18 protein-coding genes are annotated in these 12,749 nt (G+C 67.5%); 12 read left to right on the forward strand and 6 right to left on the reverse strand.

Features of this window, described 5'->3' with window-relative positions; genetic code table 11:
- Nucleotides 1-34 precede the first annotated feature (34 nt).
- Together C1I98_RS24655 and C1I98_RS24660 are read right to left on the reverse strand one after the other, a co-directional pair.
- Nucleotides 35-928 carry an SAM-dependent methyltransferase gene (locus C1I98_RS24655; RefSeq protein ID WP_306461912.1) on the reverse strand — a complete coding sequence of 298 codons (894 nt, stop codon included), beginning with the start codon at nt 926-928 and terminating at the stop codon, nt 35-37.
- A 91-nt stretch (nt 929-1,019) separates the two neighbouring features.
- Entirely contained in the window at nt 1,020-1,844 is an 825-nt protein-coding gene (locus C1I98_RS24660) for an IS5 family transposase (protein WP_111169806.1), read from the reverse strand.
- A gap of 292 nt (nt 1,845-2,136) precedes the next feature.
- Here C1I98_RS24660 and C1I98_RS24665 point away from each other — a divergent pair, with 292 nt between their 5' ends.
- Nucleotides 2,137-3,366: a hypothetical protein gene (locus C1I98_RS24665; RefSeq protein ID WP_146607607.1), complete on the forward strand. Its 1,230-nt coding sequence runs from the start codon at nt 2,137-2,139 to the stop codon at nt 3,364-3,366.
- Here the strand turns inward: C1I98_RS24665 and C1I98_RS24670 are convergent.
- Both C1I98_RS24670 and C1I98_RS24675 read right to left on the reverse strand, forming a co-directional pair.
- Nucleotides 3,338-3,904: a GNAT family N-acetyltransferase gene (locus C1I98_RS24670; RefSeq protein WP_146607608.1), complete on the reverse strand. Its 567-nt coding sequence runs from the start codon at nt 3,902-3,904 to the stop codon at nt 3,338-3,340. The genes C1I98_RS24665 and C1I98_RS24670 overlap by 29 nt on opposite strands.
- 75 nt (nt 3,905-3,979) lie before the next feature.
- Nucleotides 3,980-4,558, reverse strand: a complete 579-nt coding sequence (locus C1I98_RS24675; protein ID WP_111169809.1) for a hypothetical protein — start codon at nt 4,556-4,558, stop codon at nt 3,980-3,982.
- Nucleotides 4,559-4,848: 290 nt separating this feature from the next.
- On the opposite strand from C1I98_RS24675, the gene C1I98_RS24680 reads away from it, so the two are divergent.
- The gene (locus C1I98_RS24680) at nt 4,849-5,343 is read left to right on the forward strand and encodes a hypothetical protein (RefSeq protein WP_111169810.1); all 495 of its coding nucleotides are present in this window, start codon (nt 4,849-4,851) and stop codon (nt 5,341-5,343) included.
- Nucleotides 5,344-5,609: 266 nt separating this feature from the next.
- On the opposite strand, the gene C1I98_RS24685 is transcribed toward C1I98_RS24680, so the two are convergent.
- Complete coding sequence (locus C1I98_RS24685; protein ID WP_146607609.1) at nt 5,610-5,924, reverse strand: hypothetical protein; 315 nt, start codon at nt 5,922-5,924, stop codon at nt 5,610-5,612.
- A gap of 250 nt (nt 5,925-6,174) precedes the next feature.
- Nucleotides 6,175-6,711 (reverse strand): hypothetical protein, encoded by a 537-nt coding sequence (locus tag C1I98_RS24690; protein WP_111169812.1) that lies wholly within the window; start codon nt 6,709-6,711, stop codon nt 6,175-6,177.
- 196 nt (nt 6,712-6,907) lie between these two features.
- Between C1I98_RS24690 and C1I98_RS24695 the strand changes: the two genes are divergently transcribed.
- The 10 genes from C1I98_RS24695 to C1I98_RS40660 all read left to right on the forward strand — a co-directional run.
- Nucleotides 6,908-7,351, forward strand: a complete 444-nt coding sequence (locus C1I98_RS24695; protein WP_146607610.1) for a helix-turn-helix domain-containing protein — start codon at nt 6,908-6,910, stop codon at nt 7,349-7,351.
- Nucleotides 7,352-7,411: 60 nt separating this feature from the next.
- On the forward strand, nt 7,412-7,564 hold the full coding sequence (locus C1I98_RS41680) for a hypothetical protein (RefSeq protein WP_158558167.1): 153 nt from the start codon (nt 7,412-7,414) through the stop codon (nt 7,562-7,564).
- Nucleotides 7,565-7,587: 23 nt separating this feature from the next.
- Nucleotides 7,588-7,794, forward strand: coding sequence for a MerR family transcriptional regulator (locus C1I98_RS24700; protein WP_111169814.1), 207 nt, complete (start codon nt 7,588-7,590; stop codon nt 7,792-7,794).
- A 196-nt stretch (nt 7,795-7,990) separates the two neighbouring features.
- The gene (locus C1I98_RS24705) at nt 7,991-8,701 is read left to right on the forward strand and encodes a hypothetical protein (RefSeq protein WP_146607611.1); all 711 of its coding nucleotides are present in this window, start codon (nt 7,991-7,993) and stop codon (nt 8,699-8,701) included.
- The gene (locus C1I98_RS24710) at nt 8,695-9,216 is read left to right on the forward strand and encodes a hypothetical protein (protein WP_111169816.1); all 522 of its coding nucleotides are present in this window, start codon (nt 8,695-8,697) and stop codon (nt 9,214-9,216) included. The genes C1I98_RS24705 and C1I98_RS24710 overlap by 7 nt, the downstream gene beginning before the upstream one ends.
- On the forward strand, nt 9,213-10,151 hold the full coding sequence (locus tag C1I98_RS24715) for a hypothetical protein (protein ID WP_146607612.1): 939 nt from the start codon (nt 9,213-9,215) through the stop codon (nt 10,149-10,151). Before C1I98_RS24710 ends, C1I98_RS24715 begins: the two co-directional genes overlap by 4 nt.
- The gene (locus C1I98_RS24720; RefSeq protein ID WP_111169818.1) at nt 10,151-11,284 is read left to right on the forward strand and encodes a recombination directionality factor; all 1,134 of its coding nucleotides are present in this window, start codon (nt 10,151-10,153) and stop codon (nt 11,282-11,284) included. The genes C1I98_RS24715 and C1I98_RS24720 overlap by 1 nt, the downstream gene beginning before the upstream one ends.
- Nucleotides 11,284-12,087, forward strand: coding sequence for an exonuclease domain-containing protein (locus C1I98_RS24725; RefSeq protein ID WP_111169819.1), 804 nt, complete (start codon nt 11,284-11,286; stop codon nt 12,085-12,087). The genes C1I98_RS24720 and C1I98_RS24725 overlap by 1 nt, the downstream gene beginning before the upstream one ends.
- Nucleotides 12,088-12,107: 20 nt before the next feature.
- Entirely contained in the window at nt 12,108-12,539 is a 432-nt protein-coding gene (locus tag C1I98_RS24730) for a hypothetical protein (RefSeq protein WP_111169820.1), read from the forward strand.
- A partial coding sequence (locus tag C1I98_RS40660; protein WP_199537185.1) for a hypothetical protein occupies nt 12,536-12,749 on the forward strand: 214 nt, incomplete at its 3' end. The genes C1I98_RS24730 and C1I98_RS40660, both read left to right, overlap by 4 nt.

A 12,749-nucleotide genomic window follows, 5' to 3' on the forward strand; every position in this document is an offset into this window, starting at 1 on the left:
GTGCGCGCCTGGTAAGCGGGCATGAACGGGTCCATCAGCCACGCTCCAGCGGGCCGTAGGCGTTCAGATCGGCGATGCCGCCGAGAAAGATGGCGTTGCCGACGTCTTCGGCCGGGATGTCCGGGTCGGGCTTCCACTCCGACACCGGGACCAGGCCCGGGGGTTCCATGGTGCAGGTGGTCAGTATGACGGCGATGTCCTCGCTTCGGCGGAAGGCCGCCGGGCTGGAGGACCGCGCGTAGATGGCGTGTCCTTCGGCGATCTGCTCGTCGCTCGCCTCGTCGGTGCAGGCGTGGCTGACCACCAGACGGCTGCCGGGGGCGAGCCGGGCGCGCAGCCGGGCGATGATCCCTGCGGGGTCCTCGCGGTCGCTGACGAAGTGGAGGACGGCGACGGCGACGACCACGACCGGGCGTCGCAGGTCGATCAGCTCGGTAAGGGCCGGGGCGTTGAGGATCTCGTCGGGGCGGCGGATGTCGCCTTGGAGCATGGTCACGCCCGGCGCGTTCAGCAGCGCGCGACCATGGGTGACGGCCATCAAGTCGTTGTCCGCGTACACCACGCGGGCGTCGGGGTTGACGGCCTGGACGACCTGGTGGACGTTCTGCTGGGTCGGCAGGCCGGAGCCGAGGTCGATGAACTGGTCGTAGTCGCGTCGGGCGCATTCTCTGACCGCGCGCTCCAGGAAATTCCGGTTCGCCCGCACGCCGGCCCGGATGTGAGACGACCGCTCAAGCAGCTCCGCGGCGGCTTCCCGGTCGGCGGGGAAGTGGTTCTTCCCGCCGAGCAGGTAGTCGTAAATCCGGGCAGCATTCGGCACAGTCGCATCAAATCGAGACATGTTGGGAGGACCGCCGTGATCGGCGCTTCTCGGGGGCACTGCGTGTCCGTCCATCGGTTGCACACTCCGTGCGGTAACGCGTCGCATCTACTCGTGCGAGTCAGGTCTTTTCGTGAGGCAACGTTTATGCTGTTCTAAGCCAATGACTCAGTGCGTGTTTGAGAAGATCGTTTAGAGCTCAAGGGCAGATGTAGCGGGGTTGGCGTCGTGCGGGTCCTCCCCGGGTGAGGCGGCGTGCCATACCCGCGATGGCGGCCCAGCGGATCAGCGCCTCGGAGACGGCCGGGTCGCGTTCGTAGTCGCGGGCCAGGCGGCGGCAGGCGGTCAGCCAGGCCAAGGTCCGTTCCACCACCCAGCGCCGGGCGATGACGTTGAAGCCGGGCTTGTCCGCGGGCTTGCGCACGATCTCCAGGGTGGTGCGCAGCCGGTCGCGGGTCCAGTCCACCAGCCGCCCGGCGAACCCCTGGTCGGCGAACACATGCCGGATCGGGGTGGTCAGGTACGCCGACAGCAACGCGGTCTTGGCCCCGTCGCGGTCCTGCCAACTCGCGGCCAGCACCGTCACCGTCACCAGCAGGCCGGTGGTGTCGGTGACGATGAATCGCTTACGCCCGTTGATCTTCTTCCCGGCGTCGTATCCACGGCTGTCACCTCCGACGGTGTCGGCGCCTTTGACGCTTTGGGAGTCGATGATCCCGGCCGTGGGTTCATCGGCGCGGCCGTCGGCGCGGCGGGCCTTGATCCGCAGCTCACGCAGGAGGGTCTCGGTGACGCCGGCGGCCTCCCATTGCTGGAAGTACCAGTACACGGTCTGCCAGGGCGGCAGGTCGGTGGGCAGGTACCGCCACGGGCATCCCGATCGGACCACGTACAGGATGGCGTTGACGATCTCCCGGCGCGGGTGCTTTTCCGGGCGCCCGCCGGCGTTCGGCCCGGGCAGCACAGGTTCGATCAGTTCCCACTGGGCGTCGGTCAGGTCGGAGGGGTAGCGAGCGGGGGGCATTGAGCCACTTTGGCGGTATCGGCATGTCTCGTCACGCCGCCACGCCGGACATGAACGATCTTCTCAAACACGCTCTCAGGGCAAGGGCCGACTGCCAGGGGTCCTCACTGGCCTTCACTAGCATTCGTGAGGCAGGGGCAGATGCCGAGACCGCGTAAGCAGTTCGACCGATATGAGTCGATGGCGGCCTATTTCGGAGCCCGGATAAGGGAGTTGCGAGACTCCTACGAAGCCCGTGTCGGCGAAAGCCTGGATTTAGGCGATTTGTCCGCCAAGGTGGGATATGCCCTCCATGTTGACGGCGATCGAGCGCGGAGAAGTACTTCCTGACCGGCATGGGAAGGTGCAAGCCCTCGACGATGCGCTGGGGGCGGAGAGAGAGTTGCTGAGGCTGTGGCCTTTGGTACAACGACTCGGACGTATACCGTTCGCCGATGTGGTGATGCCGCAGAGGCCCGCCGAGGGTTACCGTGGAAGTACAGGAAAAGCCGCAGATCAGGAAGACGATGTGGAACGCCGCCTTTTGCTCAAGCTGGCGGGCCTTGGGGTGCTCTCGCAGGTCGCCGTAGACGAGCCCGCCCGGCAGATGCTCGAACAAGTGCTCAACCAGGCCGTGAACGTGGCCGAGACTTACACCGCGCAGGATTGGGAGATGGCCTGCGCCGATCACATGCACGCACTTCAGACTCAGCCGCCGGCCATGGTGCGGTCGGGAATCACGGGTGATGTGATTGCGCTTCAGCAGGCGCTGGCGGCCCCTGGCGTCCGTGAGCCTGCCGAGCTACAGCGCGCGGCCTCCTGGATGGCTCTCATTCAGGCTAACGTGCTGACCCGGCTGGGTGAATATGATGCCGCTCGCCGCTGGTGGATCACCGCTCGGCACGCAGCAGACGCCTCCGGCGACCTCAACATGCGGGTCTGGGCCCTGGGGTATGAGGCTGTCTTCGCGTTGTACTCTCCGCGCTCACTGCGCACGGCGGTCGCGCTCGCCCAGAAGGCGGCGGCGCTGGCCGGAAGGACGCCGAGTCCCGGCCTGCTGCATGCGGTGAGTGCCGAGGCCCAAGGGCTGGCGGTACTGGGGCGAACCGAGGAGGCGTTGGAGGCGCTTTGCCATCTCCATGACCTCTGCGAGCAAGTGACGTTCGACGAGGGGTTCGCCTGGAGAGCGGATTCAGCGTTGTTCACGACGTCGTGGGTGCATTCGTTCGTGGGGTCCGACCAGGCCGCCGACGAGGCGTGCGACAAGGCCCTATCTGGCGAACGCGGATCACCTACCTATCAAAACCGGGTCAATATACAGCTTCATCGGGCGATACGCGCCAGCCGGAGCGGCGACTATGAGCGCGGAATCAAGGAGGCGACGGAGCTGATCGACGGCTTGCCGGTCCCGTACCGCAGCCTCATGATTTTGAATACGGCGCATCGCGTGATCGAGGCAGTACCCGTCGAGAGGCGCGGGCAGCTCCGCGGCTTCGCCGACTATCGGGCGGCCATCAAGCCCCCGAGCTTCGGAGTGACCTGAGCAGGAAAATATCGAAGAACGGCTGTGGCGCGGTTGGGGTATTCGCCGCTACTCGGCCGACCTTCTCCCACCCCCACCGCTCGTACATCCGCTGCACATCGGGCACATGCGGATTGGACGCCAGGGTGGCCCGCTCCTCGGTACGAGGTCTCAGCAGTTCGGTAAGCATGGCCTTACCGAGCCCCTGCCGCTGGCAGTCGGGATGGACCGCCAGTTCGACGACGAAGAACGTCCTGGTGCCGGTCTCCATTGCGAAGGCGGGATCGAGCGGAGGGTCGAAGCGCTGCCACCAGGATGAGCCGGAAGGCAGTGTGTGCCCGTACGAAAAACCGGTGAGCGCCCCGTCCTTCCGTGCCGCCACGAGGTCGAATCCGTTCTGCTGAAACTGGGTGTGCGCTCGGTCGTCGAAGTTCCGGAAGTCCTCTTCGGCCTGCGAATGAGGAGGACGGCCGAATGCCGCCCTGTAGACCTCGTAGATATCCGGCCACATCTCGGCCGCTTGAGTCCCGTTGTGGTGTGTCAGCACGACTTCGGTCATGTCCACAGTCTCGCCGACTCGATCAGGTCACCGGAAGTGAAGCCAGAAATCATCCGGCGACCGACAATGGCGACTTCACCCGCTGCGACGCAACCGCCCCTTGGCGTCGCGGTGGACGTTCTGCGGCACGCCGAGCTTGTGAAGGTACAGGTTAAGCAGGGTGGTCATGGTGCTCTGAACTCCCTGCCCGGTCATCACGCAGCAGTGCCACATGCGGGCGCGGGTGATCGGCCGCACCCGCACCGACAGCATCAGTAGGTCCGGGTCTGTGCCTTCGCCATCTGGGCGGCGGTTCTTGCGGTTGGAGTAGTCATGCGGCATGGCCTCGGTGAAGCCGTCATCGTCTTGGGGCAGCTCGGCCGGGACGCCGAGAGCGTCGGCGTAGTTGTGAATCGCCTCCTCGACGATGCCCTTCGGCCCATGACCGGTGCGCTCGCATGCCACGGTCAGTCGGTCGTCGAGATGAGCGTGGAGGCGGGCCGACAAGGTCATGGTGTCCGCCCGGCCCTTGGTGCGCAGTGGCCGCCCCGAACGCGGTGTCTCATGACGTGGCGTCAGCGTGCGCCTGCTCCGCTTGGTGCTGGCGTCGCCCTCGGCGGGGAACAGTTCGGCCGCACCAGTCGTGCCGGCCGACGTGCGTTGCTTGCGAGCCACAGAGCGATCTCCGATGCGAAGCGTGAGGGGATTACCCATCCAGTCAACCGGTCCCGCTGTTTTTGCGCAAGCTGACATGCTTACCTCAGGACATGGCCCGACCCGATCATCGCTGCGTCCCCGCCCGAATGCCGCATCATGAGATCAGAGCCATGACGTAAGCACACATGCTTACCTGACCCGGCCTGCGCGAAGGGAACTGCTCTGTATGCGAGATGCGCCACTGTGCATCGGCCCCTGTTGTATCCGGCCGCACCGACGATCTGCCACCCCGACAGGCCGAGCCCGGCTTGCTGATCTGCCGCTGGGGGCTCGCGCGGCTGCGGCGCGACGTCCAGGCGGCACCGGTTCTGCTGGAGTGGCTGCGCCATCACATCGCACCGGCCGGTGGAACGGGGGAGCGGGTGTCCGGCTCGCGTGAGGCTCCGGTACCCCTGCGGCTGGACGTGCTGTGTATGATCTATGACGGTGCCGTGCCGATCCACGGCGAAGATGACGACCAGGTGGGCCCGCCGTCGATTCCCTCGACGCTCAAGGCGTGGACGTGGCTCATCTGTGAGCACCGCGGGCTGACCTACCCCGTAACGGCGAGCGTCGCCGAGCTGGCGGATCTGCTGCTGCGCCACGCCGAGTGGGCGGCGGCTCGGGAGTGGATCGCCGACATGATGCACGAGGTCGGCCGGCTGCGCCGCTGCGCCGCTGCGCCTACAGGCTCGCGCCGTGGGGGGTCCACGTGCAGCGGCTCGGCCTACCATGCTGGGGCTGCGGCGCAAAGGAAACCATGACGCGTACAGCCGGAGAGAAATGGGTGGAGTGTCAAGCGTCCGCAGGAGGCTGCGGGCGGCTGTGGTCATTGGACGAACACGAGGCACTTATCGCAGCAACCTCGTCGCGGTTGCCGATTGCGTGCCCGGCCTGTCAGGCCAATGGCCTTGTGCGAGTGAACAAGAAGAACATTTCGTGCGACATCCGGTTGGACGGGTGCGGCACTCGGTGGACTCAGGCGGAGCTGACCCGTGAGATCGCAGCGCTGGCGCGGGTCTGATGTCCGTCAGGCCGATTTGCGGATGATGTCGAGCATCTCCTGCTTTTGCGCCATGGCCAGCCCGTAGGCGAGCAGGGCCGTTGCGACGGTCGTGCGCCACCCCAGGTAGATGGCGGCGCCCACGATGGTGGCGACGGTGTTGCCCGCCATCACCAGCACGAGCGTGTTCGCGCCGATGGCGCCATGGTCGCCCTCGGGCATGGAGAGGGCCGCGAAGGTGATGACGGCGGCGACCGCCCAGCCGAGCGCGGTCACGATGATCGCGGTCGTCCGGGCGTGGTGATCTCGGACAGGTTTGCTCTGAGCACGGTTGTCTGCCATGCAGATCTCCTGATACTGAAGCTTTGGCGTCGCTGGATCGTTCCGATCCACCCCGAGACACCGGTCAACTAATGCAGAAGCAAGTACTGTACTCATTCCGGACGTACCGGTAAAGGGTTTCCGGCAGTATCGTGCGCTGAACGCCCAGTCTGCACGGATTCTGCAAGTTCTCCATATATCTTATTACCCGCAAGTTCTTAACGGACGCCGCTAATTGGAAATCCGGACCGCATTGCACATGCTCACGCTTTCACCGCTTACCCAGGACCCGCATCTGCGTCACATGCATCTCATACATCGCGATGGTCTGAGCCGTCAGGGCGGCAGCCATCTCTTCATGGTCACGGCGATCTCCCGGGAGGCGGCGAAGTTCCGCGATCGCCCCTTCGAGCCACGCGCGCAGGTCCTTGGGAAGATCCTCCACGCCCAGCGGTTCGCGGCCAAGGCTGACCGGAACGGTCACATCCTCGTCCGCAGAGACGTGCCTGCGGAAGATTTCAGCGGCCTCGCGTGCGCCTACGCGCTCCAGATGTTCGCAGGTGATGTTGTCCAGCGTCCCCGCCTCCGACAACACCAGGGCCATCGTCGCCACTCTCGAAGCTTTGGTCAGCACGGCCCGATCGCCCCGTTCCGCCGCCCGCCAGGTGTTGGCCGAGAATCGGCCGCCGGACAGGTGCGCGGCGCGCCTGGCGGCTTCATTCACGCTGATGCCGTCCAGCCGGGCCTGGCGGGCGCGCACCAACAGTTCGGCCAGCGCCGTCAGGTCGATGTCGTGGTCGGCGGTCATGTCGTCTCCCTTGAGCCGAGAGCGGGGCACTCCACCCGTAGATCTTCTGCTTTTGCGCGCCGTTCAAACGGTATCAGCCGCGCGCATTCCCGTGCGGGATGCCAGTCATGTCGCGCCACACCGTTCAAGTGCGGCACGCATATGAACTAGCGTGCAAATTATTGACTTGCGCGCAAAGTGCGCTAGACTGCTTCTTGTGACCCCCACTGTGACCTATCAAGATCACCAACTGGGTGATATTGGTGTGATGCTCGACCTCATCACCACGACCGACTTCGCCCGGTTGCTCGGCGTCAGCGCGACCGTGGCGCGCACCATCGTGCGGGAGGGAGAGGTCGCGCACTACCGGCTCGGCAGGCAGAGCGTGCGCATTCCCCGGGCCGAGGCGGAACGCTACAGTGCCAGCTTCCAGGGGCGGCGCCATGCGGCTGCCGCCGCCGAGCGCGCCCTGTCGTCCCCGAGGGGGTGGCTGACCATTCCCCAAGCCGCCCAGTTGATGACCGTCTCGGAGCGCACGATCATCACGCTTCTCGCAGACGGCCTCCTGAGAGCCGAGGTCATCGACGGCGTGCGGCACATCGCCCTGAACGAGATCGGCGAGTACCTCACCGCCACGTACGTCCCCGCGAAAGCGGCCTGAACCCACCCGGCCTGGCATGAGCCAGAACGCCTGCCCTACTTCTGCCCTGACGGAGGAGACATGACCGACCCGTACATCAATTACGCACAGGCGTACCGCGCCTACGGTGCGCGCAAGCTGCACCGGCTTGCCTGCGCCGGAATCGTCCCCGCGCACCGGCAGGGCCGGTTGCTGTACCTCGCCGTGGCGGCGCTCAGGGGCGGTGCCCGGTGAGGCTGCTGCCGGATGAATCCACTGTGATCCCGGACAGGTTCTACAGGCGCTGGGAGGTGGCGGCCATGTTCGGCGTCGCCGACGTGACGGTCTCCCGGTGGTCCCGTGAGGGGTACCTGGCCCGCATCTCCGTGCCAGGCAGCCGCCCGCGCATCCCCGGCAGCGCGATCATCGCCCTGATCCGCTGGTGCATCGGCGAGACCTACGAACTCCCCGGCGGTGGCCAGTGAATCCGGAGACCCCGGCGCACCACGCCGGCGCTTCCACGCCTGACGGCTACGACACCCGTGCGGAGATGGCGTTGGCCGAGCACCTGGAAGCAAGGGAAAGCGAGCACCAGGCGGCTGTGCGCCACGCGATCGAGACTCCGTCCACCAGCGAGGCCGAGGGGAACCGGTAGTGGGATACGACATGTCATGGCGGCGCGTGGACGACAGTGAGCAGGAAGCGGTCGCCGAAGCGCGGAACGCCTGGAACGCCGCCGTAACTGCCCGCGACACGCTGCCGCGTGAGGAGGCGGGCAAGTTCAACCCGGCCAAGGCCGACGAGATCGGCGACCGGGAGGCCCACGACGCCTACGACGGCCGCACCGCGCGCTACCGTGAGGCCCAGGACGCGGTCATGGCCGCATCGGAGGCGATGGGCGCAGTCCGGAAGTCCTACTTCCGGCTGAACATCTGGGGTATGGCCCGCTACCGCGAGGTGATGCACCAGATCGGCATGGCCTTCCAGGACGATCCCTACCCCGCCTGGCCTAAGGCCGAGGATTACGGCATCACCCACGAGCAGGTGTGGGCAGCCGAAAACCCGAAGGAGCATCCGGCCGAATTCGCCGCCATCACGCCCGAGATCATGGACCAGGTCCTCGCCTATCAGGCGGAGCAGGACCGGGTGCTCTCCTGGCACGGCAAGGAGATGCCGGGCCTGCCGCTGCACAAGTTCGGCAGCAACGACGGCTGGCTCGTGCTGCCGGTCGAGTGCGAGGCGGCGGTGCGCATCTGGCGTAAGCAGAAAGGCTTGCGTGGCGAGGTGCTGGTGCGAGACAAGCTCGGCAGCGATGACGCGTTCGCGTACTGGCTCGAATGGATCGAGTTTCTCCAGGGTGCCGTCACGCACGACGGATTCGAGGTGTGGTGATGGGCGAGACCACGCGCGAACGGGCTGAGCGGGTCATGGACGAGCGGCGCGCCGAGCTTGGCCTGAACTGGGAGGAGGTCATCGAACTCACCGGCCTCACCAAGGAAGGGCTGCGGACGATCCGGCGCGGTGAGGCGCTGAACCCTCGGACACGATCACGTCGCGGCATCGAATCCGCTCTCCAATGGACGGTCGGCTCGTTCGATCGGCTGCTTCAGGGCGGTGACCCCATCCCGCTGCCGCCGGGCGCGAACACCTGGCAGGAGGAGTTTCTGCGCCGGGTGACCGCGCTGCTATCACCACGGCATTACGCCCACGGGCTGCATGCGGACCGGTTCGAGGCTCACGGCGCAGACGGACTCGGCGGCGACCCCGCCTATCTTCTGGTCACGATCGTAGGCACGTGCCCTTGCGGTAGCCGTATCTACGCGGAGGCTCGGGAGCTGGAAGCGGTCGCCGACCTCCTGGAGAAGCTCGCGGCCCTCGACTTCGACGCGTCCAGGGAGCGGCCGTGACCGCCCCCCGCTATGCCGTGGACACCCCGAACGGCCGGTACTACCGCGACCCGAAGGACGGCCCGGACGGGCCACCGCGCTACCCCTCCGTCACCAACATCATCAACGAGTGGGACAAGGACGCGCTCGCGCCTGGCGCGGCCAAGGCGACCGTCGCCCACATGATGGAGCACCTCCCGGCCGCCGTGCGCGCCTCGCGCCACCCCGAGACGCGGGAGGCGTTCGCCAAAGAGGCGCGGGGCGCGTTCCGCAAGATCTGGGATCGCGCGGCGGACTTCGGCACGCTGGTCCACAAGCTCGCCGACGCCTACCTCACCGGCCGACAGCTCACCTGGTTCTCGCCCGAGGAGCAGGAGGAGCTGGCCGAGGCCCGCGAGTTCCTGGACACCTATCTGCGGTGGATGGACGACTTCGGAGTGGACGTCGAAAGCGATGTCCACTCCAGCGAGATCACCGTCTACAACCGCACCTACGGCTATGCCGGAACCGCCGACCTGTGGGTCAACCTGGCCTTCCCCGAGCTGGAGTCGCCGCAGCACCCGCGCTACCGCTCGCGAACCTACCCGCAAATGACCATTCCCACGCCGTCCGGACTGTGGCTGGTGGACGGCAAAACCAGCCGCAACCCCAACAAGCAGCCGTCCGAGGTCTACCGCGACCACCTGGCCCAGCTCGCCGCGCTGCGGTTCGCCGAGACCGCGCTGCTGCCGGACGGCACCGAGATCCCCTTGCCACCGTTCGTCGGCACGGCGATCCTCAACCTCCGGCCGGACGGCAAGTACGCGTTCGTTCCCATGCACGCCGGCGAGGCCGAATTCGCAGTGTTCCTCCACCTGAAGGAGATCGCCGGATACGTGCACGACCATCTCGACATGCGCCGCTACCGGCCCATCGTTCCCCCCGCCCCCACCGCGACCAGGAAGGGTGCCGCCTGATGCCCATCCGCCCGTCCATGATCCAGCGCCGCCTTGCCGAAGCGGGGCGGATCCGGCTCGGACACCGCGTGCCGACCAAGAACAACAAACTCCGCCCGGAGAAGCTGGCCACCTTCCGCTTCACCTCCCCCGACCAGCAGCGCATTGAGGAAATCGCGGCGCTCTACGGCGGTACCGCGCAGCCTTGGGAGGCGCAGTGGGAGGTCATCACCGAGGCCGACAGGATTCCCATCAACGTACCGCCGAACGCCTCCCGCGAGTGGATGGAGCTGTGGTCCGGCGGGGGAGCGGTGCGCCGCTGCGACGGCGACACCGAGATCAAGTCCGGCAAGCCCTGCCTGTGCAGGGCGTCCGGCCAGATGGCCTGCAAGCCGCACACCCGCGTGAGCCTCCTCTTGCCACAGGTGACCGGCCTGGGCACATGGCGGATCGAACCCAAGTCGTGGGATGCCGCCGCCGAGTTGCCCGACATGGTGGAGTTCCTATCCCAGGTCGGGCGTTACGTCGATGCCGACCTGGTCCTCTCCCCTCGCATAAAGGTCAAGGACGGCAAGACCTTCAACTGGTGGGTGCCCCTGCTCGACCCGACCAACTACACCTCCGGCCAGCTCGTCGAAGCCGCCCGCACGGGCGAGCTGGCCACCGGTCGCTCTGGTGCCGGCCCCGCCCTCGCCGGTGCGGCCCGGACGGCCATCTCGGCTCCCGGCGTGGCGCTGGCTGCCGACGACCTGATGATGGCCGCCCGGCTGGCCGAGTCCACCGGCGAGCTGCGCACCATCTGGGAGCACGTCAAGAGCGAGGGGGTGCGGCTCACCCGCGAGCAGCGCGCCGAGTTCGACCAGCTCGTCATCGCGGCCAAGCAGGCAGCGCAGTCGCCACAGGATGCCGGAACCACGCGGCCGGAGCCCGCCGACGAGGTCGAGATCGTGGACGCCGAACCGGTGGACGAGGACGATCTCGGCGTGCTGTGGATGCAGATCGTCGCCGCCTGGCCCGGCACCACCAGCGAGCTGGAGGTGGCGTTCGAGGGGGCGATGGGCGCTCTGCCGGGCGACGCCGGGCCGGACGAGCACAGGGGCTTTCTGGACGCGCTCAAGTCCGGCCGGATCAAGCCGCTGAAGGGGGCGGCGTGATGGTCGCCTGGCACCGCGCCCGCCTGCTGGCACTGGACACCGAGACCACCGGCGTGAACCCTGAGAGCGACCGGATCCTGACCGCCGCCGCAATCGACATCGACCCGGCCGCCCGCCGCAAGGACGTGCGCCACTGGGTGCTCAATCCCGGTGTCGAGGTACCACAGGAGGCCGCCGAGGTTCACGGCTACACCACCGCGCGGATCCGTGCCGAGGGGCGCACGGATGTGGCCGAGGCGGTCGGCGAGATCGCCGACGCCGTGGTGGAGGCCGCGCAGGCAGGGGTGCCGATCATCGCCTACAACGCGCCGTTCGACCTGTCGCTCATCGACCGGGAGACGAGGCGGTACGGGCAGATGCCGCTGGCCGACCGGCTGGCCGCGACACCCCTCGTCGTGATCGACCCCTATGTGATCGACAAGGCCACCGACACCTACCGGCGTGGCTCGCGCAGCCTGACCGCCGTCAGCGCCCACTACGGCGTGCCGGTCGGTGAGGACGCGCACGGCTGTGTGGCCGACGCGCTGGCCGCCGCGCGGGTCGCCTGGAAGATCATGGAGCGCGCCGAGATCGGAGCCGGCAGGCTGGCCGAAGCCGGCGGCTACCGGCCCGACGTGGCGGCCCGCTTCGCGGCACTCGCCTCGATGTCCCTTCCTGACCTGCATCGATTCCAGGTGATCCAGAAGGCCACCCAGGCCGCAAGCTTTATCGCTTACCGCAAGCGCCATGGGGAGCCCATCGAAGGAATCAGCTCCCACTGGCCGATCATCCCCCCGCCCGAACTGGCGGCGGCAGCCGCCTGACCGAAAGGGAAACCTCTCACATGACACCCGACCCGCAACCCCCTCCACCTCGCGAAGAGGGCCAGCCCGAGTTCCGCGAGGACACGATCGCCCACCTGAAGCACTGCATGATTCAGGCGAACCGCCAGGCCGACGAGTACGCGCAGCTCTCCGCCGAGGAGCGCCGCGTCGCCGAAGGCCACCTGCGAAAGGCCGCCACCTATGAAGAGACGGCTGTCCGGTACCGGATGATCGCGGGGGAGTGGCTGGCGCTCATCAACTACGCCCAGTCCCAGCGCGAGGCGCAGCAGCGGGCACAGGGCACGGGGCCGCATCCGGTGATACCGCCTGCCGCGATCGCGTCGCCCAGCAACGGGGACGACGTGGATCGCAGGCAGGCCGACCGCCTCGCCGCGCTGGTGCGCAAAGCCGTGGCGGCACCTGCGGAGCCCGGCCAGGGGGGTCGCTCATGATGCCCGCCGCGACCGAGGACGTCGCCCGGCACGCGCCGCCGCCCGGCCCCGGCCGCGAGCGTGCGCGTAAGCGCAAGCGCTTGCGCAAGTTCACCATGGCACCGCTCGCCTCTCATGCGGACTCCGCCCCGGAGGCGGCCCCGCACAGGCACCGCGCGCCCAAGCTGGCCCCCGCACCGCCCGCCCCGGCGGACGAAGCGCGCACCAGCG

It is taken from the genome of Spongiactinospora gelatinilytica (assembly GCF_003236385.1).
Taxonomy (GTDB): Bacteria; Actinomycetota; Actinomycetes; order Streptosporangiales; family Streptosporangiaceae; genus Spongiactinospora; species Spongiactinospora gelatinilytica.

Bases quoted from the DNA above. Each gene is read 5' to 3' on its own strand.
- C1I98_RS24655 (WP_306461912.1), bottom strand. From the start codon at position 928: ATGCGACGCGTTACCGCACGGAGTGTGCAACCGATGGACGGACACGCA.
- C1I98_RS24660 (WP_111169806.1), bottom strand. From the start codon at position 1,844: ATGCCCCCCGCTCGCTACCCCTCCGACCTGACCGACGCCCAGTGGGAA.
- C1I98_RS24665 (WP_146607607.1), top strand. From the start codon at position 2,137: ATGTTGACGGCGATCGAGCGCGGAGAAGTACTTCCTGACCGGCATGGG.
- C1I98_RS24670 (WP_146607608.1), bottom strand. From the start codon at position 3,904: ATGACCGAAGTCGTGCTGACACACCACAACGGGACTCAAGCGGCCGAG.
- C1I98_RS24685 (WP_146607609.1), bottom strand. From the start codon at position 5,924: ATGGCAGACAACCGTGCTCAGAGCAAACCTGTCCGAGATCACCACGCC.
- C1I98_RS24690 (WP_111169812.1), bottom strand. From the start codon at position 6,711: ATGACCGCCGACCACGACATCGACCTGACGGCGCTGGCCGAACTGTTG.
- C1I98_RS41680 (WP_158558167.1), top strand. From the start codon at position 7,412: ATGACCGACCCGTACATCAATTACGCACAGGCGTACCGCGCCTACGGT.
- C1I98_RS24720 (WP_111169818.1), top strand. From the start codon at position 10,151: ATGCCCATCCGCCCGTCCATGATCCAGCGCCGCCTTGCCGAAGCGGGG.
- C1I98_RS24725 (WP_111169819.1), top strand. From the start codon at position 11,284: ATGGTCGCCTGGCACCGCGCCCGCCTGCTGGCACTGGACACCGAGACC.
- C1I98_RS24730 (WP_111169820.1), top strand. From the start codon at position 12,108: ATGACACCCGACCCGCAACCCCCTCCACCTCGCGAAGAGGGCCAGCCC.